Origin of the sequence: Streptomyces sp. NPDC050997, assembly GCF_040660135.1 — a bacterium.
Classification (GTDB): domain Bacteria; phylum Actinomycetota; class Actinomycetes; order Streptomycetales; family Streptomycetaceae; genus Streptomyces.
On sequence record NZ_JBFAGK010000028.1, the window covers coordinates 24932 to 50393 of the forward strand.

23 protein-coding genes and 1 pseudogene are annotated in these 25462 nt (G+C 70.3%); 10 read left to right on the top strand and 14 right to left on the bottom strand.

The genetic code is table 11. The annotated features are described in order from the left end of the window. Nucleotides 1–56: 56 nt before the first annotated feature. The 5 genes from AB0H86_RS39180 to AB0H86_RS39200 all read right to left on the bottom strand — a co-directional run bounded on the left by AB0H86_RS39180 (nucleotide 57) and on the right by AB0H86_RS39200 (nucleotide 7958). Complete coding sequence (locus AB0H86_RS39180; protein WP_362450041.1) at nucleotides 57–1508, bottom strand: S28 family serine protease; 1452 nt, start codon at nucleotides 1506–1508, stop codon at nucleotides 57–59. A gap of 110 nt (nucleotides 1509–1618) precedes the next feature. Then, a complete protein-coding gene (locus tag AB0H86_RS39185; protein ID WP_362450044.1) occupies nucleotides 1619–2008 on the bottom strand; it encodes a hypothetical protein in 390 nt (129 codons plus the stop codon). A gap of 137 nt (nucleotides 2009–2145) precedes the next feature. Next, a complete protein-coding gene (locus AB0H86_RS39190; RefSeq protein ID WP_362450047.1) occupies nucleotides 2146–5925 on the bottom strand; it encodes an ABC transporter ATP-binding protein in 3780 nt (1259 codons plus the stop codon). A gap of 116 nt (nucleotides 5926–6041) precedes the next feature. Next, nucleotides 6042–7058, bottom strand: coding sequence for an esterase-like activity of phytase family protein (locus AB0H86_RS39195; protein WP_362450050.1), 1017 nt, complete (start codon nucleotides 7056–7058; stop codon nucleotides 6042–6044). Nucleotides 7059–7106: 48 nt separating this feature from the next. After that, the gene (locus AB0H86_RS39200; protein ID WP_362450053.1) at nucleotides 7107–7958 is read right to left on the bottom strand and encodes a serine hydrolase; all 852 of its coding nucleotides are present in this window, start codon (nucleotides 7956–7958) and stop codon (nucleotides 7107–7109) included. Nucleotides 7959–8113: 155 nt separating this feature from the next. Between AB0H86_RS39200 and AB0H86_RS39205 the strand changes: the two genes are divergently transcribed. Both AB0H86_RS39205 and AB0H86_RS39210 read left to right on the top strand, forming a co-directional pair. Further along, nucleotides 8114–10426, top strand: a complete 2313-nt coding sequence (locus tag AB0H86_RS39205) for a glycosyltransferase family 39 protein (RefSeq protein ID WP_362450056.1) — start codon at nucleotides 8114–8116, stop codon at nucleotides 10424–10426. A gap of 189 nt (nucleotides 10427–10615) precedes the next feature. Then, nucleotides 10616–11425: an endonuclease gene (locus AB0H86_RS39210; RefSeq protein ID WP_362450059.1), complete on the top strand. Its 810-nt coding sequence runs from the start codon at nucleotides 10616–10618 to the stop codon at nucleotides 11423–11425. A gap of 50 nt (nucleotides 11426–11475) precedes the next feature. Here AB0H86_RS39210 and AB0H86_RS39215 read toward each other — a convergent pair whose 3' ends face one another. The 4 genes from AB0H86_RS39215 to AB0H86_RS39230 form a co-directional block, all read right to left on the bottom strand. Continuing rightward, nucleotides 11476–11643 carry a M48 family metallopeptidase gene (locus AB0H86_RS39215; protein ID WP_362450061.1) on the bottom strand — a complete coding sequence of 56 codons (168 nt, stop codon included), beginning with the start codon at nucleotides 11641–11643 and terminating at the stop codon, nucleotides 11476–11478. 32 nt (nucleotides 11644–11675) lie between these two features. Further along, entirely contained in the window at nucleotides 11676–12023 is a 348-nt protein-coding gene (locus tag AB0H86_RS39220; protein ID WP_362450064.1) for a YgjP-like metallopeptidase domain-containing protein, read from the bottom strand. Nucleotides 12024–12273: 250 nt separating this feature from the next. Further along, nucleotides 12274–12633 (bottom strand): hypothetical protein, encoded by a 360-nt coding sequence (locus AB0H86_RS39225; RefSeq protein ID WP_362450066.1) that lies wholly within the window; start codon nucleotides 12631–12633, stop codon nucleotides 12274–12276. Continuing rightward, a complete protein-coding gene (locus AB0H86_RS39230) occupies nucleotides 12630–12968 on the bottom strand; it encodes a hypothetical protein (protein WP_362450068.1) in 339 nt (112 codons plus the stop codon). The genes AB0H86_RS39225 and AB0H86_RS39230 overlap by 4 nt, the downstream gene beginning before the upstream one ends. A 194-nt stretch (nucleotides 12969–13162) precedes the next feature. Between AB0H86_RS39230 and AB0H86_RS39235 the strand changes: the two genes are divergently transcribed. The 5 genes and pseudogenes from AB0H86_RS39235 to AB0H86_RS39255 all read left to right on the top strand — a co-directional run bounded on the left by AB0H86_RS39235 (nucleotide 13163) and on the right by AB0H86_RS39255 (nucleotide 16655). Next, a complete protein-coding gene (locus AB0H86_RS39235; RefSeq protein ID WP_362450070.1) occupies nucleotides 13163–13957 on the top strand; it encodes a helix-turn-helix transcriptional regulator in 795 nt (264 codons plus the stop codon). Then, entirely contained in the window at nucleotides 13950–14171 is a 222-nt protein-coding gene (locus AB0H86_RS39240) for a DUF397 domain-containing protein (protein WP_362450072.1), read from the top strand. Before AB0H86_RS39235 ends, AB0H86_RS39240 begins: the two co-directional genes overlap by 8 nt. Before the next feature lie 690 nt (nucleotides 14172–14861). Next, nucleotides 14862–15479 carry a hypothetical protein gene (locus tag AB0H86_RS39245; RefSeq protein ID WP_362450074.1) on the top strand — a complete coding sequence of 206 codons (618 nt, stop codon included), beginning with the start codon at nucleotides 14862–14864 and terminating at the stop codon, nucleotides 15477–15479. Between the two features lie 29 nt (nucleotides 15480–15508). Further along, nucleotides 15509–16126, top strand: a complete 618-nt coding sequence (locus AB0H86_RS39250) for a hypothetical protein (protein WP_362450077.1) — start codon at nucleotides 15509–15511, stop codon at nucleotides 16124–16126. Next, a pseudogene (locus AB0H86_RS39255) lies at nucleotides 16111–16655 on the top strand (GNAT family N-acetyltransferase). The gene AB0H86_RS39250 and the pseudogene AB0H86_RS39255 overlap by 16 nt, the downstream one beginning before the upstream one ends. A 1-nt stretch (nucleotide 16656) precedes the next feature. Here the strand turns inward: AB0H86_RS39255 and AB0H86_RS39260 are convergent. After that, nucleotides 16657–17256 carry an N-6 DNA methylase gene (locus AB0H86_RS39260; RefSeq protein WP_362450079.1) on the bottom strand — a complete coding sequence of 200 codons (600 nt, stop codon included), beginning with the start codon at nucleotides 17254–17256 and terminating at the stop codon, nucleotides 16657–16659. Between the two features lie 109 nt (nucleotides 17257–17365). Between AB0H86_RS39260 and AB0H86_RS39265 the strand changes: the two genes are divergently transcribed. After that, nucleotides 17366–17665, top strand: a complete 300-nt coding sequence (locus tag AB0H86_RS39265) for a hypothetical protein (protein WP_362450081.1) — start codon at nucleotides 17366–17368, stop codon at nucleotides 17663–17665. Nucleotides 17666–17856: 191 nt separating this feature from the next. Here the strand turns inward: AB0H86_RS39265 and AB0H86_RS39270 are convergent, their stop codons facing one another. The 3 genes from AB0H86_RS39270 to AB0H86_RS39280 all read right to left on the bottom strand — a co-directional run bounded on the left by AB0H86_RS39270 (nucleotide 17857) and on the right by AB0H86_RS39280 (nucleotide 22058). Next, complete coding sequence (locus AB0H86_RS39270) at nucleotides 17857–19545, bottom strand: thiamine pyrophosphate-binding protein (protein ID WP_362450083.1); 1689 nt, start codon at nucleotides 19543–19545, stop codon at nucleotides 17857–17859. Then, nucleotides 19542–20510: an agmatinase gene (gene speB / locus AB0H86_RS39275; protein WP_362450085.1), complete on the bottom strand. Its 969-nt coding sequence runs from the start codon at nucleotides 20508–20510 to the stop codon at nucleotides 19542–19544. The genes AB0H86_RS39270 and speB overlap by 4 nt, the downstream gene beginning before the upstream one ends. An 87-nt stretch (nucleotides 20511–20597) precedes the next feature. Then, on the bottom strand, nucleotides 20598–22058 hold the full coding sequence (locus AB0H86_RS39280) for a sodium:solute symporter (RefSeq protein WP_362450087.1): 1461 nt from the start codon (nucleotides 22056–22058) through the stop codon (nucleotides 20598–20600). Nucleotides 22059–22178: 120 nt separating this feature from the next. Between AB0H86_RS39280 and AB0H86_RS39285 the strand changes: the two genes are divergently transcribed. Together AB0H86_RS39285 and AB0H86_RS39290 are read left to right on the top strand one after the other, a co-directional pair. Then, nucleotides 22179–23633, top strand: a complete 1455-nt coding sequence (locus AB0H86_RS39285; RefSeq protein WP_362450089.1) for a helix-turn-helix domain-containing protein — start codon at nucleotides 22179–22181, stop codon at nucleotides 23631–23633. A gap of 117 nt (nucleotides 23634–23750) precedes the next feature. Then, a complete protein-coding gene (locus tag AB0H86_RS39290; RefSeq protein ID WP_362450091.1) occupies nucleotides 23751–24539 on the top strand; it encodes a phosphatase in 789 nt (262 codons plus the stop codon). 49 nt (nucleotides 24540–24588) lie between these two features. Here the strand turns inward: AB0H86_RS39290 and AB0H86_RS39295 are convergent, their stop codons facing one another. Further along, nucleotides 24589–25461, bottom strand: coding sequence for an acyl-CoA thioesterase II (locus AB0H86_RS39295; protein ID WP_362450093.1), 873 nt, complete (start codon nucleotides 25459–25461; stop codon nucleotides 24589–24591). Nucleotide 25462 lies beyond the last annotated feature (1 nt).

Below are 25462 nucleotides of genomic sequence, written 5' to 3' on the forward strand. Positions count from 1 at the left end.
ACCGGCACGGGGGGCTGGTCGGCCGTCGCGGTCGTGGCGAACGGCAGGCTGCGAGGCTACGGACGCAGCGTCGGCTCGCGCTCCACGTCCCGCTTGTCGAGCTTCGCGTCGAACTTCGCCAGCGGCTTCGCCGCCGACGGGTCCGCCTGGACGGAGGCGGAGGCCACGCCGGCCCACTCCAGGATCCGGGCCGTGGCCAGTGCCTTCTGGTCGGGGACCAGACCGGCCACGTTCGCACCGTGGTTGAGGCCGGGGGCGGTGAAGACGTACGCGTCCTTCGCGCCCTTGCCGAGCCGGAACGGCTCCGCTCCCCACGGGTCGTTCTGCCCGTAGACGAAGAGCATATGGCGGGCGTTGTGCCGTACCCAGGTGTCCACGTCACGCATCGCGCGTGGCTGGAAGCTCATCGGGATCGAGCGCGGGACGAAGTTCCGGGGCGGCTGGTAGCCGTAGCGGATGTACTTCTTCTCGATGTACGGGAAGTTGATCGTCGGCGCGCCCAGTTGGGTGCCCGCCTGGTAGTAGTACGGCGTGTACGTCTCCAGGCCCTGGTCGGCGTAGGCGGAGAACCCGGAGATCGTGTCGACCGAGTTCCAGATCTCGTCGTCGGTCGCGGTCGCCGCGTCGGCCGGGATCGAGTCGCAGTCGGCGAGCAGGCTGTACTGCCAGAAGCCCCAGACGTAGTCGAGGACGACCGCCTCGTACGCCCGGTCCAGGCTGCCGACGGTGGTGAAGGTGAGGCCGCTCTCGGCCGCGTACGCCTGGTACTTCTTCTCCAGGGGCTCGCGGCGTACGAGGGCCTCGCGCTGGACCGCGTTCAGCCGGTCGCGGCACTGCTTGGTGCCGACGGTGGTGAAGAAGCGGTCGTACGCCGAGTCCTCGTCGTTGACGACGTCGTTGGGGGCGACGTAGGCGACGACGCCGTCCATGTCATGGGGGTAGAAGCGCTCGTAGTAGGTGGCGGTCATGCCGCCCTTGGAGCCGCCCGTGGAGACCCACTTCTTGGTGTAGACGGACTTCAGCGCCTTGAAGACGCGGTGCTGGTCACTCGCGGCCTGCCAGATGTCCAGCTTGCTCCAGTCGGCCGGGGCCGGCCGGGACGGCGTGAAGAAGCGGTACTCCATGGAGACCTGGTTGCCGTCCACGATCTGGGTCGGCTCGCGGCGGCTCGGGGTCGTGGAGACGTTGTAGCCGCCGGTGTAGAACACCGTCGGGCGGGAGACGTCCTTGTGCAGCACGGTGATCCGCTGCTGGAACGTGCCCTTGGACGGGTGCCGGTGGTCCACCGGCTGGGTGTAGTTGAGGACGAAGAAGCGGTACCCGGTGTACGGCTTCTCCTCGATCAGGCTCATGCCCGGTATGGAGAGCAGCCGGTCCTTGATGTCCGTGACCGCGGTGGTGCCGGTGGTGCCGGTGGCCTCCGGCTCGGCGGCGGTGGCCGCACCCGCCGTGCTCAACGTGCCTATGAGCACGGCGAGCGCCAGCAGCCATCTGAGCGCCTTGCGCATGCAGTCTCCCCTGTGAGTACAGCTGTCCGCCGGAAGCTAGCGGAGCAAGTGCCTTCCGCACCAGGGGAGATGGCATGGCGATGGGGAAAACCCTTTAGGAAACCCGTGGTTCAGCAGAGAATCCAGCCGGAACTGACCGAGCTCTGGCCCACCGCGCCCTTCACGCGTACGCAGCGTTGGCCGGCGTGTGTCTTCCTCGGGCCGGCGTGGCGTGTGTACTGCCCCTCGTCCACGACCGGGCGGAGGCCGCGCGCCTGCACGCTGACCATCATGTACCGCTTCCTGCCGGGGTTCTTGGCCACGGTGATCACGCAGACCCAGCCGCGCCGCTCGTAGACCCGCACCGATCCGGTGGCGAACGTGAGCGTCCTGACCTTGCGTCCGGCGCAGGACGACTCGGCGGCCTGGGCGGGCCCGGGCGCCGCGAGCGCGAGCACCGCGGACGTGGTCAGTACGGCCGTGCCGAGTGCCAGACGGCCTCGTATCGCAGCCCAGTCCACTGGCGTCCCTCCCGTACCGCGACGATGTGCGTACTGGTGTACGGACGCCGGACGTGTGTCGAATGGTTGCGCGACTGTCACCGGCCCTCGCGCGATCCGGCCATCACCGCGATCCGGCCGTCACCGCGATCCGGCCGTCACTGCGAGGCGCCGACCGGCTCCTCCGGCTCGGCCGCTCCCACGAAGATCCGCCACAGCTCGGCGTACCGCCCGCCCCGGGCCAGCAGTTCGTCGTGCGTGCCGTCCTCGGTGACCTGCCCGTGGTCCATGACGACCACCCGGTCCGCGCGGGCGGCGGTGGTCAGACGGTGGGCGACGACGAGTGTCGTACGGCGGCCCGCGATGCGGTCGGTGGCCTGGTTGACCTGGGCTTCCGTGGCCAGGTCCAGGGCGGCCGTGGCCTCGTCGAGGAGGAGGATGTCCGGGTCGACGAGTTCGGCGCGGGCCAGCGCGATCAGCTGGCGTTGGCCGGCGGAGAGGTTGCGGCCGCGTTCGGCGACCTCGTGGAGGTAGCCGCCCGTGAGCTGGGCGATCATCTCGTGGGCGCCGACCGCGCGGGCCGCCGCCTCCACCTCGGCGTCGGTGGCGTCCGGGCGGCCGTAGGCGATGGCGTCGCTGACGGTGCCCTGGAAGAGGTACGCCTCCTGCGGGACGACGCCGAGGCGGTGCCGGTAGGAGGTGAGGTCCAGCGAACGCAGGTCCGTGCCGTCGACGGTCACCCGGCCGCCGGTCGGGTCGTAGAAGCGGGCGACCAGCTTGACCAGGGTCGACTTGCCGGCGCCCGTCTCGCCGACGAACGCGACCGTCTGGCCGGCCGGGATACGCAGGTCGACGCCGCCGATGGCCTCTTCCTCCTCGCCGTAGGCGAAGCGCACGTCCTCGAAGGCGATCTCGCCCCGCAGGGACAGGACGTCGAGCGGCTCCTCGGCGTTCTTGGTGGAGGTCGGTTCCTGGAGCAGCTCCTGGATACGGCCCAGCGACACCGTCGCCTGCTGGTAGCCGTCGAAGACCTGGGAGAGCTGCTGGACTGGGGCGAAGAACAGGTCGATGTAGAGGAGGTAGGCGACCAGCGCGCCCGTCGTGAGCGTCGCCGCGTCGACCCGTCCCGCACCCGCGATCAGTACGGCCGCCGCCGCGACCGACGACAGCAGCTGCACGAACGGGAAGTAGATGGAGATCAGCCACTGGCCCCGGATCCGCGCCCGGCGATAGCTGTCGCTGCGCTCCGCGAACCGCCGGCCGCCGTCGTGCTCGCGGCGGTAGGCCTGCACGATCCTCAGCCCCGACACCGACTCCTGGAGGTCGGCGTTGACCACCGACACCCGTTCCCGGGCCAGTTCGTACGCCTTCACGCTGGCCCGGCGGAAGAAGAACGTGGCGACGATCAGCGGGGGCAGGGTCGCGAACACGACGAGGGCGAGCTCGACGTCGAGCACCAGCAGGGCGATCATGATGCCGAAGAAGGTGACGACCGAGACGAACGCGGTGACCAGGCCGGTCTGCAGGAACGTCGAGAGCGCGTCGACGTCCGTCGTCATCCGGGTCATGATCCGGCCGGTCAACTCCCGCTCGTAGTAGTCGAGTCCGAGCCGCTGGAGCTGGGCGAAGATCTTCAGCCGCAGGGAGTACAGGACACGTTCGCCGGTGCGTCCGGTCATCCGGGTCTCGCCGATCTGCGCCGCCCACTGGACGGACACGGCGAGCAGGGCGAAGAGGGAGGCGGCCCAGATCGCGCCCAGCGCCAGCTGTGTGACGCCGTCGTCGATACCGTTGCGGATCATCACCGGCAGCAGGAGGCCCATGCCGGCGTCCACGGCGACCAGGGCCAGGCTGATCAGGAGGGGTTTGCCGAAGCCGCGCAGCAGCCTGCGCAGGCCGTACGACTCCTCGGCGGCGACCGCCCGTCCCTCGTCGATGCCCGGGGCGTCGGTCGCCGGGGGCAACGCCTCGACCTGGGCGAGCAGTTCGGGGGTGGCCGGGGTGCCGGCCATCGCCGCGTCCCTGGGCTCGCGCTCTCCCGCCCAGAGCCGAGGCGTGATCCCGCGCTCGGCGTCGAACTCGGCGTCCAGTTCGTCCCGTACGGAGGTGTCCTCGGCCGGCGATGGGGGTCCCCCCGCTCGAGCGAAGTCGAGAGTGGGGGAGGGCAGGGCGTGGCCGGGTGAGACGCCGCCGAGTTCGTCCGGGTCGGTGAGGAGACGGCGGTAGAGGGCGGACCGCTGCTGGAGCTCCTCGTGGGTGCCGAGGTCGGCGAGCCGGCCGCCGTCGAGGACGGCGATGCGGTCGGCGAGGTTGAGGGTGGAGCGGCGGTGCGCGATCAGCAAGGTCGTCCGGCCCCGCATGACCTGCTGGAGGGCCTCGTGGATCTCGTGCTCGACGCGGGCGTCCACGGCGGAGGTGGCGTCGTCGAGGACGAGCAGGCGCGGGTCGGTGAGGATGGCGCGGGCGAGTGCGACGCGCTGTCGCTGGCCGCCGGAGAGGGTGAGGCCGTGCTCGCCGACCTTGGTGTCGTAGCCGAGGGGGAGCTCGGTGATGAAGCGGTGGGCCTGGGCCGCGCGGGCGGCCTTCTCGATCTCCTCCTGGGTCGCCTCCGGGCGGCCGTACGCGATGTTGTCGCGGACCGTCTCCGAGAAGAGGAACGAGTCCTCGGGGACCAGGCCTATCGCGGCCCGCAGCGAGTCCAGGGTGAGCTCGCGGACGTCGTGGCCGCCGATGAGGACGGCGCCGCGCGTCACGTCGTAGAAGCGCGGCAGCAGCAGGGAGACCGTGGACTTGCCGGAGCCCGAGGAGCCGACGACGGCGAGGGTCTCGCCGGCGCGGATCTCGAAGGAGAGTCCTCGCAGGACCGGGGCGGCTGTGTCGGGGGCGTCGGCGTAGCCGAAGGTGACGTCGTCGAACTCGACGGTCGCGGGCGCGTCGGCGGGGAGTTTCTTGGTGCCGTCCGTCATCGAGGGCTCGGTGTCGATCAGCTCCAGGACGCGCTCGGTGCCCGCCCGGGCCTGCTGGCCGACCGTGAGCACCACGGCGAGCATGCGGACCGGGCCGACGAGCTGGGCGAGGTAGGTGGAGAAGGCGACGAACGTGCCGAGCGTGATGTGCCCGCGGACCGCCAGCCAGCCGCCGAGCGCGAGCATCGCGACCTGACCGAGGGCGGGAACGGCCTGGAGGGCCGGGGTGTACCTGGAGTTGAAGCGGATGGTGCGCAGCCGGCCCGCGAAGAGCCGTCGGCCGACCTCGCGGAGCTTCCCGGTCTCCTGGTCCTCCTGCCCGAAGCCCTTCACCACCCGTACGCCGCTCACGGCGCCGTCGACCACGCCCGCCACCGCGGCGGCCTGGGCCTGGGCGTACCAGGTGGCGGGGTGCAGCCTGCTGCGGCTGCGCCGGGCGATCCACCACACGGCGGGTGCCACGGCCAGGGCGACGAGGGTGAGCGGCAGCGACAGCCAGGCCATGATCACCAGGGAGATCACGAAGAGCACCAGGTTCCCGATGGTCATCGGGAGCATGAAGAGCAGGCCCTGGATCAGCTGGAGGTCGCTGGTGGCCCGGCCGACGACCTGGCCGGTGGACAGCTCGTCCTGCCGGCGTCCGTCGAGCCGGGTGATCGTCCCGAACATCGCCGTGCGCAGGTCGTGCTGGACGTCGAGGGCGAGACGGCCGCCGTAGTAGCGGCGGATGTAGGTGAGGACGTACACGAGGACGGCCGCGGCGATCAGGGCGCCCGCCCAGGGAGCCATGTCCCGGGTGTGGTCGCCGATCACGTCGTCGATGATCACCTTGGTGGCCAGCGGGATCAGAGCCATGACGGCCATGCCGACGAGCGAGGAGCCGAGGGCGAGGACGACGTCCTTGGGGTGCCGCCAGGCGTATCCGGCCAGCCTGCGGGTCCAGCCCTGCGTCTCCCCCTGTTGCGCTGCCACGCCGGTGCCCTCCGATTCGATCTGATCTACCGGAAGGCACCAACGCGAAATGAAGCGGATTTCATCCCTCCGCAACAAAACGGGAGCGAAGAGGGAAGCGAAAAGCGGAGCGAAGCTCAGATGCGTACCCGCAAGTAATAGAACCGGGTCGTCTGCACCGCGTTCTGGTTGTCGTCGCTCACGAGCAGCACCTTCAGGGCGTCCTTGTGGCCGCCCGTGACCACCATGCCCTCGATGTTGTCCAGCAGTGGGTTCGGCTGGGGCTGCTTCGCCGTGGCGCCCAGGGGCGGGCAGGCGGCGATGTCCGCGAGTAGGGTCTTCTTGATCAGGCGTACGCCCGCCTGGCCCGTCAGGTTCTCGACGCCGCTCGTGTCGGTGGCGCGGCGGGGGTCGGCCAGGTAGAGGCGGACCGTGTTGCCGACGCCGGAGGTGAAGCCGCGTTCCAGGACGAGGAGGCGGCCGTCGGGGGTGGCCTGGGCCTCGGGGACGCCGAGGCCGGCGTCGACCGGGTAGGCGTACTGGGCGGCGAGCTCGAAGCCCTCGCGGTGCCGCTGCCAGGTCTGGAAGCGGACGATGCCGGAGCTGTCGCCGGACAGGGCGTACTCCATGGACGCCAGCAGGGTGCGGCCGCCGGGGAGCAGCGTCAGCCCCTCGAAGGTGCCGTTGGAGACGGCCCGGCCGGCCGGGGCGACCTGGAGGGAGGCCGGGACCGGGAGGCGGTCGAGGATCTTGCCGGCGCGGGAGTAGCGGCGCACGGACGGCTCGGTCTCCGAGGTGACCAGCCGGGTGCCGTCACCGTCGATCACCAGGCCCTCGGAGTCGAGGGCGGTGCCGTTCTCGTCGGCGAGCGGGGCCGTCGCACGGGGCTGGAGGGTCTTCGCGTCGAGGCCGAAGAGGGCGGAGCGGTCGGAGAGGGCGGCGAGCGAGCCGTCCTTGTCCACGGCCAGCGCGGAGAGGTTGCCGACGAAGGTGCCGTCGTACGTCGTCTTGTCGAGCGCGTCGGAGAAGCGGTCGATGGAGACGGTGGACGAACAGGCGTGGTTGTCCTGGGCGTTCGCGGGACCGGCGGCGGTCAGGCAGGTGGCCGCCGCCAGGGCCGCGGAGGTGGTGGCGAGTACGGTTCTCAGGCGCATGGAGGTCACCGTAGAGCGGGTCGGTGACGGACGGGAGACCGGCAGGCGTCAGGACGACGCCAGGTCCTTGTGGACGACCTTGGCGACGCCCTGGATGGTCGTGATGCCGTAGTTCATGGTGCTGTTGCCGTGGCTGAGCACCGTGATCATGTAGTCGTGGCCGCCGCCCTTGAAGGCGCCGACGCTGTGCACCCGCCAGCCGTTGGTGGCCCGCTGCAGCCAGCCGTTCTTGACGGCGACCGTGACCCCGGACGGCACTCCGTACGGTGTCCCCCAGCGCTGCGACGAGATGACCTGGCCCATCAGCTTGAGGATGTAGGCGCGGGAGTTGTCGCTCAGGACCGTGTTCTTCGCGGTGACGAGCTTCAGCAGCTTCTGCTCGTCGGTGACGGTGATCTGGGTCAGGCCCCAGTAGCCGTTCGCGCCCGGCTTGGTCTGGGTCATCCCGGCCGCGGTGAGGAAGCCCTTGATCTTCGTCAGACCCAACTGCTTCCAGAGCGTGCTGGTCGCGGTGTTGTCCGACTTGGTGATCATGGCCTTGGCGAGGCTGGTCTCGCGGTCGGTGAGGTACCGGTTGTGCTTCTTCGCGTCCCACAGCAGGGTGGCGAGCACGGTGACCTTCACGACACTGGCCGAGTCGAAGGCCGTGGAGGGGCGCAGGGTGCAGGTCGTCTTGGTGGTGCGGTCGTAGACGCCGACCGCGACGGTTCCCTTGCGGTTCGCAAGGGCCGCGGTGATGTCCTTCTTCAACGTGTCGGCGAGGCCCGCCTTGGCGGACGTACAGCTGACGGCCGGTGTGGCCGCGGCGGCGGGCGCGGCGGCGGCCACGAGGGGTATGAGGACACCGGCGCCGACACCGGCCGCCAGCACTCTCGCGCGTCTGGATATCCCTTGAGTCATGCCCTGTTGACGCACAGGTTCGAACGAATGGTTGTACGCATGAGCGAACCGTTGGGCAAATGCTGCACAAGGCGTTACCGCGTCCTTTGCGAATTCACAGGCGGGGACCAGGTTCGGCACAGCGCGCACCCACCCCCGCTTCAGATCATGCCCGGGTGACCTCAGCCACCGATCCCCACCCCGACACGACCGTGACCCCCGACCTGCCGCCACCGGCCCCGCCCGCGGCGCCCCCGGAGAAGGCGCCCCGCTGGTCGCTCCCCGCCCTGATCGCGATCATGATCGTGGCCGCGGCGCTCTACTCCTGGAACCTGTCCGGTTCGAGCCTGAACAGCTTCTACAGCGCCGCCGTGCTGAGCGGCACGCAGAGCTGGAAGGCCTGGTTCTTCGGCTCGCTGGACTCCGGCAACTTCCTCACCGTCGACAAGCCACCCTTCGCGCTGATGGTCATGGGCCTGTCGTGCCGCATCCTCGGGTACGGCACCTGGCAGATGATGGCGCCGATGGTCGCGGCCGCGCTCGGCACGATCTGGATCCTGCACTCGTCCGTGAGGCGGGTGTTCGGGCATGTGGCGGCGACCGTCGCCGCGCTGGTCCTCGCGCTGACCCCGATCACGGTCGCCATCAACCGTGACAACAACCCCGACACGCTGCTCGTGCTGCTGATGGTCGGCGGCGCGGCGCTCGCGCTGCGGGCCGTCCGTACCGACAGGTTGCTGCCGCTGATCGGTTCCGCGGTGTGCTTCGGACTCGCCTTCAACACCAAGATGCTCCAGGGCTACATCGCGCTGCCCGCCGTCTTCGCCGTGTACGTGTTCGCGTCGCGGCTCGGCTGGCGGAAGAAGGCGCTGAATCTGGTGCTGGCCGCCGTGGCCCTGGCCGTCTCCAGCTTCTGGTGGGCGGCGGCCGTGTCCCTGGTGCCCGCGTCCTCGCGGCCGTACATCGGTGGCTCGACGGACGGCACCGCCTGGAACCTGATCATGGGCTACAACGGGCTGGGCCGGATCTTCGGCGGCGAGGGCAACGGCGGGGGCGGTGGCGGCGGAGGCGGCGGCTTCTCCGGTACGGCGGGCCTCGGACGTCTCTTCAACGACACCCTCGGCGGCCAGATCTCCTGGCTGATCCCCTTCGCGACGATCGCCTGCGTCGGCGGTCTGGTCCTGTGCGGCCGCTCTCCGCGCACCGACCCGACCCGGGCCGCGCTGGTCATGTGGGGCGGCTGGACCGCGCTGCACTACCTGACGTTCGCGATGGCCGAGGGCACCATGCACCCGTACTACACGACCGCGCTGGCGCCCGGTATCGCGGCGCTGTGCGGCGGCGGAGGCGCGCTGCTGCTGCGCGCCTTCCGTACCGACAGGCGCTGGGCGTGGGTGCTGCCGGCCGCCCTGGCCGTCACGGCGATCTGGGCCGCGGTGCTCCTGCGCCGGGCCTCCGGCTGGAACACCTGGCTGTGGCCGACCATCGCGGTCGTCATGGCGCTGGCGATCGCGGGTCTGCTGGTCTTCCGCTCCGGCGAGCGGGTACGGCTGCTGGCGGCCTCGGTGGTCGCGGCGATCGTCGCCGCGGTGGCGGGCCCGGCCGCGTACGCCTGGTCGGTACCGTCCGGTTCCGGCGGCGGGGGCGGCATGGGCGGGGGTACGAACCCGACGGCCGGGCCCTCCACGGGGAGCGGCTTCGGCGGCGGGGGCGGCGGAGGCGGCGGCCGGGGCGGTTTCGGCGGCGGCGAGATGCCGGGCGGTACACAGCAGGGCGGTCAGGCCGCTGGACAGAACGGCCAGGAGGGCGGCGCGCCCGGCGGCGGCAATGGCGAACTGCCCGGCGGGCAGGGCGGTCCGAACGGTCAGAGTGACCAGAACGGCCAGAACGGTCAAGCTCCCGGTGGTGCCGGTGAGATGGGCGGTACGCCGCCGGGCGCCACAGGCGAGAACGGCGGTACGGCGGCCGAGGGCGGCACCGGCGGTCAGCCCGGCGGAGGCACGGGTGGCGGCGGTATGGGCGGCGGCGGCATGGGCGGCGGCGCGAGCGACGAGCTCGTCTCGTACCTGAAGAAGCATCAGGACGGCGCCAAGTGGCTGCTGGCGGTGTCGAGTTCGCAGAGTGCCGCGCAGCTCATCCTCAGCAGCGGCGAGCCCGTCATCTCCATGTGGGGCTGGTCCGGCAGCGACAACGCGATGACCCTCGCCAAGCTCAAGGAGCTGGTGAAGAACGGCGAACTGCACTACCTCCAGGTCGGTGGCGGCGGCATGGGCGGCGGCCCCGGCGGCGGCTCCACCATCAGCTCCGAGGTCACGGCCTGGGTGCAGAAGAACGGGACGGCGGTGAAGGAGAGCGAGTACAGCGACAGCTCGACATCGACGTCGGAGTCGAAGTCGGAGTCGGACTCCAACTCCCCTTCCCAGTCGGACCAGTCGAACGAGTCGAACCAGTCCACGGTCTACCGTCTGGACGCGTCGGACGTCAGCTGACCGCACAGCCCCCAACGCCCCCTGGCCCAACGGTCAGGGGGCGTTTTGGTACGTCAACTCGCGTAGACAAGGGGCGGATTGTCGGACCGTGTCATCTGTTGGACACGTCCGCTTCATGGACAAGCACGCATGTCCATGTCACGCTCCCGATTGCCCGCTCATTCAACCCGCGTAGAACGGACGCTCCCGATGCCCGTGACCCCCATACGCACGCGCCGCTGGAAGCCGTTGGCGCTGGCCGTCTCCACCGTCATGATCGGCCTCGCTGCCCCCGCGCTGACCGCGACCCCCGCCGCGGCCACGACGACCGCGTACGACACGACGTACTACAAGAACGCGATCGGCAAGACGGGGACGAGCCTCAAGTCCTCCCTGCACACGATCATCAGCAGCCAGACGAAGATCTCGTACTCCGCGGTCTGGGACGCCCTCAAGGCGACCGACCAGGACCCGAACAACAGCAGCAACGTGATCCTGCTGTACAGCGGTGTCTCGCGCAGCAAGTCCCTCAACGGCGGCGACGTCGGCGACTGGAACCGCGAACACACCTGGGCCAAGTCGCACGGCGACTTCGGTGAGGCCACCGGCCCCGGCACCGACCTGCACCACCTGCGCCCCTCGGACGTCCAGGTCAACAGCATCCGCGGCAACCTGGACTTCGACAACGGCGGCAGCGCGGTCACCAACGGCGGCGGCAGCACCGTCGACTCCGACTCCTTCGCGCCGCGCGCCGCGGACAGGGGCGACGTGGCCCGCATGATCCTCTACATGGCCGTGCGCTACGAGGGCGACGACGGCTGGGCCGACCTGGAGCCCAACGAGAAGGTGGGCAACGGCAGCAACCCGTACATGGGCAAGCTCTCCGTCCTCAAGGCGTGGAACGAGGCGGACCCGCCGAGCGCCTTCGAGGAGAAGCGCAACCAGGTCATCTACGACACGTACCAGCACAACCGCAACCCGTTCATCGACCACCCGGAGTGGGTCGAGGCGATCTGGTAGGCCATTGCTGTGGCTGAACTCCCCTATTCATAAGGGGAGTTCAGCCCAACTTAGCGAAAATCGCCCATCCAGAGTCGCCGCCCCAGCTCGTCGAGGTCCGCCCGCCGCTCTTCGTACTCGGGTAGCGCAATCCGCAGCAGCCGCCAGAAGTCCTCTCGGTGCCCGGACACTTTCACGTGGGCCAGTTCATGTGCGATGACGTAGTCGATCAGATGCATGGGCAGCTGGAAGAGCGGCCACCCGAGACTCGTCAGCCCCTTGGCGCCCGCCCCGCCTGCGGCTCCGCAGCCAGATCCGAGCCCATGACAAGGTGCCCCGCAACCAGCCGGACCCCTGCGGCCGCCCCCTCCTCACCGGACACGGCCAGCCGATACGTCCGCCCCAAATAGCGGAAGACCTCTCCGTCGGCGAGTTGTCTGACGGGACTGAGCGGGCGAGTGCGCTCCCGCTCTCGCCGCTTGGTCAGCAACCAGTCCCGGTGAGCTCGTACGAACTGCTCCGCCTCGGCCGACGCCCGGCAGGGGTGTGCAGGGTGAGGGTCGCGTCGGTCTCGACAGTCAGCGCAAACCGTTTCCTGCGGGCGCTGGCGCGCACCCACTGAGCCAGCCCGTCCACGGTGAGCAGGGCTTCGGGGGCGGAGTACGTCGAAGGATCGGCTGACGCAATCACCGGCTTATTCTCCCCTCGCCCTGCCCCGGAACTGCCGAAGGTTGTCCTGCGCGAAGGTCGCCAGGCGCTCAGCCGGCGGGGGGAGGGAAAGGGATCCGAACGGAGGACATGGCGGAACGCACGGACGTACGAGGCTTTGTGACGGTACGCCCGCGCGCGGCGGAAGTCGGTCGGGCGACTCAGACGCCGGGGCCCTCCTCAAGGGCCTCGTCACCATCGAGATCGAGCGCGGGCAGGCGGTCGCCCCTGCTGCGGGCGACGCGGTGCACGTCGTGGAGCGATTCGGTCAGCCGGGCGGCGAGGAAACGGAGCTGGGGCGCAGTGGCCTTGCTGTCACCTAGGAGATCGGCGGCGTGGTCGAGGAGGTCACCAGCCATGTCGAGCTGGACGGCTTCGACGTCGTCGGCCATGCGGGAAAGACGGCTGGTGCCGATGTCGTCGGTGATGAGGTTGCAGGGGTTGCCGTCAAGGTTGGACCAGGGAAGGAGACGGGGCCGGGTGACTGTGGGGACGGCGGTGTCGTGGCTTTCGTAGATCATGCGGCTGTCACCTCGGCGCCGTGGGTTCGGAGGGAGCCGACGTCGACACCGTGGAGACGCCGTGGCCCTACGTCGACGCCGTGCACAGCGAGCCAGAGCACCCGGCGCCGGGCGCGCTGTTGTCTGGTCTGCACGCGTTGTTCGTGGGCGAGGAGGTAGGGACGAACGAGTCGGGAGTCCTCGCCACGGAGGGGGGTTTCGTGCGGGGAGGGGCGACTGTTGGGCACGACGTGGGCAGTCGGTACGGGGGCGACCGCGCGGTGCCGGTGACGTCCGGCGGCGGGCCACAGCAGCCGCAGCAGCGGCTCGACGAGGCGGGCGATAAGGTGCAACACGTCTTCAACTCCAGTGTGGTTGAGGGCCATGCCCCCAGGCCGTCGGTAGCGGTCGTGGGGGTCTTCCCTGCCCGAGGGCAGGTCGACGTGCATGGACATCGCTGTGTAGCGATCCACTCACAGAGTGAGACCGGCCGGGCTAGGCTCGCCAGGGGGTCAGAGGTGACAACGCATCTGTCACATGGGAGTTGACGATGAGCAACATCTACGGGGAGTGGTTGAAGGCGCAGCGCGAGGCGGCCGGGATGACACAGCAGGAGCTGGCCACGGCCGCCGTCATGACGCGTTCGCACATCTCGCACATCGAGGCAGGGCGGCGCACCCCGTCCAAAGAGGACGCGAGACGCCTCGACAGGGCGCTGAACACGGGCGATGTACTGAGCAGCTTCCTGCCGGACGACGACAGCGTGGTGGCGAAGCACTTCGAAGCGGCCCACGCACTCGAACAACAGGCTGTCGAGATCCGGGAGTTCGCTCTCTCCTTCGTTCCCGGCATCTTCCAGACGGAAAGGTACGCACGTGCGGTCCTGGGCCCCTCTTACCCTCCCATGGGTGAGGAGGAATGTGACAGGCTCGTTGTCACACGGCTGGAGCGGGCGAAGATCCTCGAGGATCCCGTGTCACCAGTAGTGTGGGCACTTCTGGACCAGAGCGTCCTGGACCGGCCAATTGGCGGACCAGAGATCATGGCCGAGCAGATCGCGCACATCGTCAGGCTGGCGGAGTCAAGACGGGTCCGCGTGCACGTACTGCCGCGATCCTTGGGGTTCCACCCCTTGCTGGAGAGCATGCTGACGCTGATGTGGTTCGACGATCAGCCGCCGGTGGCATACAGCGAGGGACTTCGCATGGGGAAGGTGCACGACTCCCCGGCCATGGTTCAGGAGCTGCAAGGCCGTTACGATCTCGCACTGAGCGACGCTCTGCCACTCAAGGAGTCACTGGCCCTGCTGAGGGCGACAGCAAAGGATTACGGACGTCATGACTGAACCGATCATCTCGAACGCTGCCGCGCTGAACGGCTGGCGGAAGTCTTCCTACAGCGGCAGTGAGGGCGGCAGTTGCCTGGAGGTCCTGGACAAACACCCCGCCGGCGTCCCCGTCCGCGACTCCAAGTCCCCCGAGGGGCCCGCGTTGGTCTTCCCGTCGGCTGGCTGGACGTCGTTCGTTGCAGCGGTCAAGAACGGAAGCCTCCTCGCCTGACCGCTCCCCACCACGATTCGTCCGGCCCTCGCCCCAGGGCGCGGTCGGGCCCCGTTTGCTCACGCCGCCACAGCAGATACCGCAACCCGCCCGGACAACAGATCGTCCACCAAGCCGCGCTCGAGTTGGAAGGCCGTCGAGCGGGTGGCGGTACGCCGACCCGGCCCGCGGGAGGGGCTGGTGGCCGTGTAGCCGGGGGCAGCGAGGGACCCGGCGGTGATCTCGAAGTCCCGGGCCGACTCCACCTTGGCGGCAGGGGTCCGATTCGCCGTACGCGTCTTTGACTGTGTCGATGATCGTGAGTTGGCGCTCCTGCGCGAAGGACCGGCCTTCTTCCTCGGCGCGTTCCGCCGCCAGGCCGGGCGTCTGCTTCCCACGCTCGGCGCACACGTGCAGCACGGCTGCGGCAGGGTCCGCGACGGCTTGCATGGCGGTCTTCTCCTGGGTGGTTCCTGCACTGGTCATCGCTGCCTCAGCAGGTGGGTGGGGTCGGCGCCCCGCCGCGTCCCACGGGGGAACGAGGCACGGCGGGGCCGTACACGACACCTAACCGTCCGTCACCACCCGGTAGTCATGACGAAGTTGCCCGGGCCCCTCGCACTCCGGCTGACGAATTGAACTCCCCTTTACCTGCCGGGGGCCGCGCGCACGCCCTACCGTGCTGTCGTGGGGGAGACCAGAACTCCAGGCTTGGGCGCCTGGATGACGAAACATCAGATGTCGGCCACGGAGCTCGCCGACGCGGTCAACGACGCCATCCGCGACTTCACCGGCAAGGCCGGCACGACGTCGGAGCGCACCGTTTTCCGGTGGCTGTCCGGCGAGAACCGGTGGCCCCAGGAACGCCAGCGACGGGCCTTGGAGACGGTCACCGGTCTCGCCGCCACAGCCTTGGGGTTCCTGCCTCGGGGGAAACGAAAGACCATCCCACCAGCACTATCAAAGGACCCCGACGTGCGCCGTCGTCAGTTCTGCAACGCGGCCACCAGCACCGCAGCCTCAGCCGTGATCCCCCTCGGCACCCCCGCGCCCCGCCCCTCCCGTGTTGGCACCTCCGACGTGATCAGGCTCCGTGACGACGTCGAGAGACTGGTGGCGCTCGACGCCTACCGCGGCGGGCACCTCAACCTCGAACGGGCTGCTCTCGCCGGCGCCGACGAAGCGCTCGGCCTGCAGAAGAAATCCACCACCCAGCGCGTGCGGCAGCGCCTGTTCGCCTCGCCTCGGACTTCACCGCGACGGCCGCCTGGTCCCTCATCGACGCCGGGCAGCTCGGCGGTGCCGGCAGGCACCTCGACCGTGCCCTGACCCTCGCGGGCCTCGCGCAGGACCCCGAAATGACCATGCAGGTGTGGAACCTGCGAGCCATGCTCGCCCGCCAGCGCAAGCAGTACGCCGAAGCAGTGGCGGCCGCGCAGGCCGCGCAGGCGACGACCATCGTCCGGCGCAGTCCGCTCCACGCCTCCCTCGCCCACGCCCGGACCGCTGTCGGTCTCGCCCACACCGGCGACAAGCGCACGGCACTGCGCTGCCTGGGCCGCGCCGAGGAGGCCCTGTCGAAGGCCGACCTGGCACAGCCCAGGTCGACATGGATCGCCTTCTACGGACCGGCCGAACTGCACTCCCTCACCGCGATCGTGCGCGATGTCGCGGGAGACCCGGCGCAAGCCGAAGCCGCCTGCCACCGGGCGCTCGCCGCGCTGCCCAAGTCCTACCGGCGCAACCGTGCACACACCACGGCCTGGCTCGCCCTCGCGCAGCTGCACCAGGACGACGTCGAGCAGGCGTGCAGCACCAGCGGCGACGTCTTCGCCATCATGACCGGCGCCCCGCTTCCCGGGCGGACGCGGCAGCTCCTCGGCGACTTCCAGCGCGACCTGATCGCCCGTGCGCCCTCCGCACACATCGCGCACGAGTGGACCGACCGCTACCGGACTGAATGGAGCACCTCTTGACCACCACAGCCGTCGAACTCCGCCGCTTCGGCCACAAGGACCTGCAGGCCATCCGACAGACCCTCCTGGACGTGCACGCGGATGCGTACGCGGACGAGATGGAAGACGAGTTCAACCAGCGGTTCCCGTGGTTCGTCAACCACTGGGGCAAACACCCCGGGTTCTCGTGCGTCATCGGCTACGACGGCGGCGAACCGGTCGGCTTCGCGTACGGGGCCCCGGCCACTCCTGGCCGCGAGTGGTGGCGCGAGCACGTCAGCGAGCCGCCGGCGGACACGTCGACGTTCTCGGTGTCCGAACTGATGGTGCGCCGCAGTGGCGGAAGACCGGGACAGCCGAGCGGCTCCACGCCGCGTTGATCGAGGACCGGCCCGAGGCCCTGGCCGTGCTCCTGGTCGATCCCGACCACCCGAAGGTGCGGGCCCTCTACGAGGTGTGGGGGTACCGCATAGTCGGCAACCGTCAGCCGTTCCCGGACAGCCCCAATTTCGCGGTCATGCTCCGGGACCGGGCCCCCACGGCCTCCTGAGTCACCCCCCGCGGACAAGCGCAGGCCTCGGCGTACCGGGGCCTGGCGGAACCTGCCCGGAGTCCCGTCGCGTTGCCAGCCCGCGGCGGCCCACCAGATGCGCTCGTACATCCTGCGGCTCGGGCGGCGGCATGTTGTCCACGTACCGACGGATGTTGAGGTTGTCGTCGTTGGCGGCGAGTTCCTCGCGGGTCACGATCCTCGAGAGGCCGGGTACCTCCGCGTACGCGTGGAACGTCGAGACGATCTTCTCCGCGTGCTCGGGCAGCAGCACGTTCTGTGCCGGCTCCGCGTGGAACTCCCGGTCGGCGTTGATGAACAGCACGTTCCCCTCCCGAGCCGAGTCCTTCCGGTCCGGCGGGCGCAGCACCAGAACGCAGGCCGGGATGCCCGTCCCGTAGAAGAGGTACGGCGCGAGGCCGATGACCGCCTCGCGCCCGTCCTTCTTCAGCAGCTCCGTACGAATGGCCAGCAGCGCCTGCCGGATCAGCTCGGCCGCGCGAGTGCTTCCGTGAGTCGGGAGACCGCGGACAGATCCGGCAGGTCGCGCAGAGAAGCGACGACCTGCTCGCTCGCCGAACGCACGAAGAGCGGCGCTCACGGTAAAGGCAACCTGGGCGGAGTTGTTGGTGTCCCACTGAGCCGGCGCGTCGACGGTACTGTCGGAATCGCCACACACCACGCCAATCGGCAAGCACGAGGAGACCGCCGTGGCTGACGCCCCGACCCCACCGCCGGATCACACCGCCCCGCCGAAGGATGCCGTCACCGTCACGCTCACCTACACCGGAAGCGAGGCTGAGACCCTGCGTACGCTGGCGTTTCTGGAGGGGCGTACTCCAGAGGAAGTGGCCTTGGACCACATCGCACGCGGCATTCCGCTGAGCTCCTCCTCCTCCGTTGGGAATGACTCGGAGGCGATGGCGGCGCTGACACGCGCGATGTTCGACGGCCCGGCCGATCTGGCCGAGTACTCAGGCCGGAATCTGTTCGAGGAAGGGAGCCGGTGAACCGGTATCCCTTTGCCGTGGCGGACACCGGATCACGACGCCATCGGCATGACCGACGCAGTCAACGCGGTTCTCGCGTGGGCGTTGCCACAGCCTGTCGTCCTGGCCCTCGACCGCCACTACTGGGACATCATCGCGCCGAGATCCACAGCCGAGCGCCCGCTGCAAGTGTTGCCGAGCTCGAAGTAGCGTCAGCCGTCCACATGCGTCGGTGCGAACATCCGCAATACCGCCGGGAGTACGACCACCGCCGGGCCCGGTGACCCGAGGGCCTTCGACAGGTCGTCCGAGAGGGTCGTCGGGGTCGTACGGACGCCGGGGACGCCGAAGGACTCGGCCAGGGCCACATAGTCGGGGCGGGTCAGCTCGGTGGCCGTCGCCTCGCCGAAGGCGTCCGTCATGTACTCGCGGAGGATGCCGTAGCCGCCGTCGTCGACGATCAGCCAGGTGACGTTGAGGTCGTACTGGCGGGCGGTGGCCAGTTCGGCGATGGAGTACAGGGCTCCGCCGTCGCCGGAGACCGCGAGCACGGGGCGGGTGGGGTCGGCGGCGGCCGCGCCGAGGGCCGCCGGGAAGGCATAGCCGAGGCCGCCGGCGCCCTGGGCCGAGTGCATGGTGTTGGGGGACTTCGGGTCGAAGGCCGACCAGGCCCAGTACGACAGGATCGTCATGTCCCAGAAGGAGGGGGCGGTGGCGGGGAGCGCTCGGCGTACCGACGCCAACACGTCCTGTTCCAGGGTGAGTTCCTGGGCGGCGATACGTTCCGAGACCCGGGACAGGACCGCGCTCACCCGCTCCGGGGCCGACTCGTCCGCCCGCTCCGACACCGTCTCGAGGAGCGCCTGCAACGCGAGGCGCGCGTCCGCGTGGATGCCCAGCGCGGGGTGGTTGGACTCCAGTTTGCCGAGGTCCGCCTCGATCTGGATGACCCGCCCGCGGGGCTTGAACGTGTGGTAGTTGGAGGAGAGTTCGCCGAGGCCGGAGCCGATGACGAGGAGGACGTCCGCGTCCTCCAGGAAGTCCGTGGTGTGGCGGTCCTCCAGCCAGGACTGGAGGGACAGCGGGTGGTTCCAGGGGAACGCGCCCTTGCCCCCGAACGTCGTCACCACCGGGGCCTGGATCTTCTCCGCCAGCTGCCTCAGCTTGCCCGACGCGTCCGCCCGTACGACTCCCCCGCCCGCGATGATCGCCGGGCGCGCGGCGCGGGACAGCAAGTCGGCTGCCACCGCCGTCAGTTCGGGGCGCGGGGGAAGTTCTTCGGGAAAGGCGTCGCCTCCCGTCACCACCGGGATCAGCGTCTGAGCCAGCAGTACGTCCTGCGGGATCTCCACCCAGACGGGGCCGTGTGGGGCCGTCAGCGCCGACGTCCAGGCCTGTGCGATCGCGGACGGGATCTGCGACTGGGCGCGGACCGTGTGGACCGACTTCACCACGCCCCGGAACGAGGCCGACTGGTCCGGCAGTTCATGCAGATAGCCATGCCTGCCGCCGCCCAGCCCCGCCGTCGGGATCTGACTGCTGATCGCCAGCACGGGCGCCGAAGCGGCCGCCGCCTCCTGGAGGGCCGCGAGGGAGGTCAGCGCGCCCGGCCCCGTCGACAGCAGCAGCGGGGCCGCCTCACCCGTGATCCGGCCGTACGCGTCCGCCGCGAACCCGGCGTTGTTCTCCACCCGCAGACCGATGTAGCGCAGATCCGAGCGGCGCAGCGCGTCGAACATCCCCAACGCGTGCTGGCCGGGCAGGCCGAAGACCGTCGTCGCGCCGAGCCCGGCCAGCGTCTCCACGACCAGGTCTCCGCCGTTGCGCCCGGCGGGCGGATTCAGGGCGGCTGATGTCTGGGCGGCCGTCGGGCGGAGCACCAGGTCGTGGTCGTGAGTCACTTCGCGCGGGCCTCTGCAATCTGGCGGGTCATGATCGTGGTCAGTTCGTACGCCGTGTGGGATGCCGCCACCGACGTGATCTCCGCGTGATCGTACGCGGGGGCCACCTCGACGACGTCCGCCGAGACCAGGTTGCAGGACGCCAGGCCCCGCAGGATCTCCAGCAGCTCACGGGAGGTCATGCCGCCCGCTTCCGGGGTGCCGGTGCCGGGGGCGTGCGCCGGGTCGAGACAGTCGATGTCGATGGAGATGTAGAGCGGACGGTCGCCGATGCGCTGACGGAGCTGGTCGGCCACCTCGTCGACACCGCGCCTCATCACATCCGCCGACGTGACGATGCCGAAGCCCAGCTTGGCGTCGTCGTCCAGGTCCTGCTTGCCGTACAGCGGGCCGCGCGTACCGACGTGGGAGAGGGCCTCGGTGTCGAGGATGCCCTCCTCGACCGCGCGCCGGAACGGCGTCCCGTGCGTGTACTCCGCGCCGAAGTACGTGTCCCAGGTGTCGAGGTGGGCGTCGAAGTGCAGCAGGGCGACCGGGCCGTGCTTCCTCGCGACCGACCGCAGCAGCGGCAGCGCGATGGTGTGGTCGCCGCCCAGGGTCATGAGACGCGCGCCCGTGCCGAGCAACTCGTCCGCCGCCGCCTCGATCGTGTCCACGGCCTCGTGGATGTCGAACGGGTTCACGGCGATGTCACCGCCGTCCGCGACCTGGGCGAGGGCGAAGGGGGACGCGTCCTGCGCCGGGTTGTACGGCCGCAGCAGCCGGGACGCCTCGCGGATCGCGTTGCCGCCGAAGCGGGCGCCCGGCCGGTAGGAGACGCCCGAGTCGAACGGCACCCCGACCACGGCGACATCGGCGCGGCCGACCTCGTCGAGGCGCGGCAGCCGGGCGAAGGTCGCGGGTCCGGCGTACCGCGGGATGCGGGAGGAGTCGACGGGGCCGCGGGGCGTCTCGTTGCTGCTCATGAGGTACTGCCTTCTTTCCTACGCTTCATCGCGTATGTACTGATTTCCCTACGACTCTACGGGGGCGGCGCCTCTACTGGGCCGCCTCTACTGGGTCGCCGGTACCGGCTCGGACGCGGGTTCGGGGGCGCGCCCGGCGAGACGCTCACGCCAGGCGGTCAGTACGGCCTCGTCGGTCGCCGGAGTCGCCAGGGAGACGACGAGGTACGCGGCCAGGGAGGACAACAGGCCGTAGTAGACCGGCTGGTTGGCGAGGATGCCGTAGGACACCATCAGGCCGATGACCGCGACACCGCCGACGATCACGGAGGCCAGTGCGCCCTGGGCCGTGCCGCGCTTCCACAGCAGGCCGCCGAGGATCGGCACGAGGAGACCGCCGACGAGGAGGTTGTAGGCGACGGTGAGCGCCTCGACGACGTTGTTCAGCGCGATGGCGGTACCGATCACCGCCACCCCCATGACGAGGATGAAGACGCGGTTGCCCCTGACCTCGTCGCGCTCCTCGCCATCGGGCCCGGCCGGCCCCCGCAGCCGCGACCAGATGTCGTTGTTGGCGACGGTCGCACAGGCGATCAGCGCGCCGGAGGATGTCGACATCACGGCGGCGAGCGCGGCGGCCAGCACCAACCCCCGGACCCCGACCGGGAGTTCGTCCTTCACGATGGTCGCGAAGGCGTCGTCCGCGTTGGCCAGGTTCGGATAGAGGACCTTGGCCGCCGTACCGATGACGGCGCCGGCGAGGGCGTACGCGAGACAGTAGGTACCGGCGACCGTGCCGCCCCACTTCGCCGTCGTGTCACTGCGGGCGGTGAAGACGCGCTGCCAGATGTCCTGCCCGATGAGCATGCCGAACGTGTAGATCAGCACATAGGTGAAGATCGTCTCGCCGCCGATGCCGAGCGGATCGAAGTACCCGGTGGGAAGCTTCGCCCTCATCTCGCCGAAACCACCCGCCTTCACCACGGCGATGGGCAGAAGCAGCAGCAGGACACCGACGGTCTTCACCACGAACTGCACCATGTCCGTCAGCGTGATGGACCACATGCCGCCGAGCGTGGAGTACGCGACGACGATCGAGCCGCCGAGGACGATCGCGAGGGCCCGGTCCATGTCGAAGAGGACGTCGAAGATCGTGGCGTACGCGATGGTCGACGTCACCGCGAGCATCAGGGTGTACGCCCACATGACCACGCCGGAGATCACACCGGCCCGGCCGCCGTAGCGCAGGTCGAGCATCTCGGAGACGGTGTAGACCTTGAGGCGGGCGATACGGGCGGAGAAGAACACAGACAGGGCGAGCAGGCCGAGGCCGATGGTGAAGACCATCCAGGCGCCGGACAGCCCGTACTGGTAGCCCAGCCCCACGCCGCCGATGGTGGACGCGCCGCCCAGGACGATCGCCGCCATGGTGCCGGAATACATGGCGGGCCCCAGACGGCGGCCCGCCACCAGGAACTCACTCTTCGACCTGGCACGGCGCATGCCCCACCAGCCCATGCCCAGCATGCCGGCCAGATAGACGACGATCACGGTGTAGTCGACGGCCATGGGGGCCTCCTTCGCGCACTCTCGGTGGCGTGACGAGGTCTGACACTAGGTGGCCGGAAAGCGACTGCGAAGTGTACGTTTTCTCCATTCGAGCCACGCTGGATGGAGGAAACGTCCACCATGTCGGACCCCGCCGTTCCGCCCACGCCACCCGTGCCCCTCACGGCACTGCTGGCCCGCGAGGACCTGGCCCTGCGGCAGATCGCGGGGCCGTCCGATCCGGACATCGTCATCCACTGGGCGCACACCTCCGAGATGGCGGACCCGTATCCGTATCTGCTGGGCGGCGAGCTGCTGCTGACGGCCGGCGTGCACATTCCGGAGGCGGCGGGGTCAGGCACCTACTTCGACGACTACGTCTCCCGGATCGTCGCGGCGGGCGGCGCGGCCCTCGGCTTCGGGGTGGCGCCGGTGCACGACACGGTGCCGCGGGCGCTGGTCGCGGCCTGCGAGGCGTACGAGCTGCCCCTGGTCGAGGTCCCGCCGCGGACCACCTTCTCGGGCGTGGCCCGCGCGGTCTGGCAGCTGATGGCCCAGGCCCGGCACACCGAACTGCGCCGCGTCACGGAGGCCCAGCAGAGTCTCGCCGCCGCGGCCTCCCGCCCCGACCCGGTCCCCTCGGTCCTGCGGCAGCTGGCCCGGCGGACGGCAGGCCGGGCGGTGCTGTACGGGCCGGAGGGGGCGGAGATCGCGGCGGCGGGGAAGAGGCCCGGGGACACGGTGAGCGAGGCGCTGGCCGGCCTGGCGGGCATCGTCACCAGCCGCTCCTCCACGACCGCCACCGACACCGTCGCCGGCACCCATCTCGCCGCGTACGCCCTCGGCGCCGACCAGGGTTTCGTGCTCGGGGTCGCGGCGCCGCGTCGCGACCCCGGCGACCACACCATCGCCTCCGTCGCCGCGGTGCTGCTCTCCTTGCTCACCGGCGAGCACCAGAGCGGCACGGGGGCGGCGCGCTCCTCGGCGCTGGTACGGCTGCTGCTGGGGTCCGCGCCCGAGAAGGTGGCTCCCCTGCTGGGCGAGGAGCGGTGGGTCGTCGTGCACGCCCGGCAGGGCGCCCAGGTTCCCGACGCGGTCGCCGCCTCCGCGCTCGGTGCCGCGCTGGGCTCCTCGCTGGTCGACCTGGACCGGGACGTCGTACGGATCCTCGTGCCGGCCGGCCGGGAAGCCGCCGCACAGTCCGGCTGGACGCTCGGTGTCAGCGCCGCCGTCGGTCCGGCGGAGTGGGCCGACGCCGACGCCCAGGCGGGCCGTGCGCTGGCCCGGGCCCGCGCCACCCGCGTCCCGCTGGCCCGCCACGGGGCCCGCCCGGCCCTCGCCGACCTGGTCCCCGACGACGAGGCCGAGGCGTACGCCCGTACGCTGCTCGCGCCGGTCACCGCCGTCCCGGCGCTCCCGGAGACCCTGCGGGCCTGGCTGTCCCTGCACGGCAGTTGGGACCGTACGGCGGTGGCGCTGGCCGTGCACCGCAACACCGTGCGGCAGCGGATCGCCCGGTGCGCGGCACTGCTGGGGGCGGACCTGGACGACCCTGACGTACGGATGGAGCTGTGGTTCGCGCTGCGACGGCTCTGAGCCCAGAGGGGCACCGACACGGGTACCGGTGCGAGTACCGCGTGAGCCGCGTGACCCGCGTCCCAGGGTGGGGGGATGGCGGGTGATCCCCCAGTTGTCTGCCTCACAATGGGAGACATGCCGATACCCGGGACACCCAGCCGCGCCGAGCTCGTCGACCACCTTGTGAGGACCCGTATCGCGGGCGAGGTCGCCACCCCTCGCGAGAACAACCTCTCCCATTACCGCCAGCTGGCGAACGGCGTCCGCAACTTCTGGCTCGGCCTGGAGCTCGGCGACCGGTGGACCGACGAGCAGGACGTGCTCGCGGTGATGGCGGAACGGGTCGGGGTGAACGACGATCCCGGGCACCGGTACGGCCAGGACACCATCGATCCCGGCCTGACGGTGGCCGCCCTGGAGCGGATGGCGGCCCGGCTGCGCAAGGCCGCCGACGGGCAGCAGCGGGTCCTCTTCGCCACCGGCCACCCGGGCGGCCTGCTCGACGTGCACCACGCCACCGCCGCCGCGCTGCGCACCGCCGGCTGCGAGATCGTCGTCATCCCGGACGGGCTGACCACGGACGAGGGGTACGTCATGCAGTTCGCGGACGTGGCGGTGCTGGAGCACGGCGCCACGCTGTGGCACACGCACTCCGGCGAGCCGATGCGGGCCATCCTCACCGCGCTGGAGAAAGAGGGCCGCCCGCTGCCCGACCTGGTCGTCGCCGACCACGGCTGGGCGGGCTACGCGGGCCAGCACGGCGTGGACTCCGTCGGCTACGCCGACTGCAACGACCCGGCGCTCTTCCTCGCCGAGGCGGAGGGCACCGTGCAGGTGACGGTCCCGCTCGACGACCACGTGGTCAGCCCGCGGCACTACGACCCGATGACGGCGTATCTGCTGGCGGAGGCGGGCCTGGCGTAGTCGTCGAGCCGAGAAGGGGGACCCGGGGGCGCGCCGCCCGGGCCGCCCCTCAGCGTTCCCGTGGGGCGCGGACCACGCCCTCCTGGATCACGGAGATGGCGAGCCGGCCGTCCTGCGTGTAGATGCGGGCCTGGCCGAGACCCCGGCCGCCGTGCGCGGACGGCGACTCCTGGTCGTAGAGGAGCCATTCGTCGGCGCGGAACGGGCGGTGGAACCACATCGCGTGGTCCAGCGACGCTCCGACGACGTCGCCGACCGCCCAGCCCCCGCGCCCGTGCGCGAGCAGGACCGAGTCGAGCAGCGTCATGTCGGAGACGTAGGTGGCGAGGACGACGTGCAGGAGGGGGTCGTCGGCCAGCTTGCCGTTGGTGCGGAACCAGACCTGGGAGTGCGGCTCTCGCGGCTCGCCGAACCTTCCGTACGGCGGCTCGTCGACGTAGCGCAGGTCGATCGCCTCGCGTGCCTCCAGGAACCTCTCGACGACCTCGGGGGCGATGTGGTCGTAGCCGCGCAGGCGCTCCTCGGAGGTGGGCAGCGTGGCGGGGTCCGGGGAGTCCGGCTTCGGAGTCTGGTGCTCGAAGCCCTCCTCGTACCGCTGGAAGGAGGCGGACAGGGCGAAGATCGGCTGGCCGTGCTGCACCGCGAGGACGCGGCGCGCGGTGAAGGAACGGCCGTCGTTCATCCGCTCGACCGTGTAGACGATGGGCGCACCGGGGTCCCCCGGTCGCAGGAAGTACGCGTGGAGGGAGTGGGCGAGGCGGTCCTCGGGGACCGTCCGCCCGGCGGCGACGAGCGCCTGGGCCGCGACCTGCCCGCCGAAGACCCGGGGGATCACGGCGGAGCGGGACTGGCCGCGGAAGATGTTCTCCTCGATCTGTTCGAGGTCGAGCAGATCGAGGAGATCGTGTAGTGCCTGACTCATG

Bases quoted from the DNA above. Each gene is read 5' to 3' on its own strand.
- AB0H86_RS39295 (WP_362450093.1), bottom strand. From the start codon at position 25,461: ATGAGTCAGGCACTACACGATCTCCTCGATCTGCTCGACCTCGAACAG.
- AB0H86_RS39235 (WP_362450070.1), top strand. From the start codon at position 13,163: ATGAGCAACATCTACGGGGAGTGGTTGAAGGCGCAGCGCGAGGCGGCC.
- AB0H86_RS39210 (WP_362450059.1), top strand. From the start codon at position 10,616: ATGCCCGTGACCCCCATACGCACGCGCCGCTGGAAGCCGTTGGCGCTG.
- AB0H86_RS39240 (WP_362450072.1), top strand. From the start codon at position 13,950: ATGACTGAACCGATCATCTCGAACGCTGCCGCGCTGAACGGCTGGCGG.
- speB (WP_362450085.1), bottom strand. From the start codon at position 20,510: ATGAGCAGCAACGAGACGCCCCGCGGCCCCGTCGACTCCTCCCGCATC.
- AB0H86_RS39225 (WP_362450066.1), bottom strand. From the start codon at position 12,633: ATGATCTACGAAAGCCACGACACCGCCGTCCCCACAGTCACCCGGCCC.
- AB0H86_RS39280 (WP_362450087.1), bottom strand. From the start codon at position 22,058: ATGGCCGTCGACTACACCGTGATCGTCGTCTATCTGGCCGGCATGCTG.
- AB0H86_RS39200 (WP_362450053.1), bottom strand. From the start codon at position 7,958: ATGACTCAAGGGATATCCAGACGCGCGAGAGTGCTGGCGGCCGGTGTC.
- AB0H86_RS39195 (WP_362450050.1), bottom strand. From the start codon at position 7,058: ATGCGCCTGAGAACCGTACTCGCCACCACCTCCGCGGCCCTGGCGGCG.
- AB0H86_RS39250 (WP_362450077.1), top strand. From the start codon at position 15,509: ATGACCATGCAGGTGTGGAACCTGCGAGCCATGCTCGCCCGCCAGCGC.
- AB0H86_RS39215 (WP_362450061.1), bottom strand. From the start codon at position 11,643: ATGCATCTGATCGACTACGTCATCGCACATGAACTGGCCCACGTGAAA.
- AB0H86_RS39290 (WP_362450091.1), top strand. From the start codon at position 23,751: ATGCCGATACCCGGGACACCCAGCCGCGCCGAGCTCGTCGACCACCTT.
- AB0H86_RS39180 (WP_362450041.1), bottom strand. From the start codon at position 1,508: ATGCGCAAGGCGCTCAGATGGCTGCTGGCGCTCGCCGTGCTCATAGGC.
- AB0H86_RS39285 (WP_362450089.1), top strand. From the start codon at position 22,179: ATGTCGGACCCCGCCGTTCCGCCCACGCCACCCGTGCCCCTCACGGCA.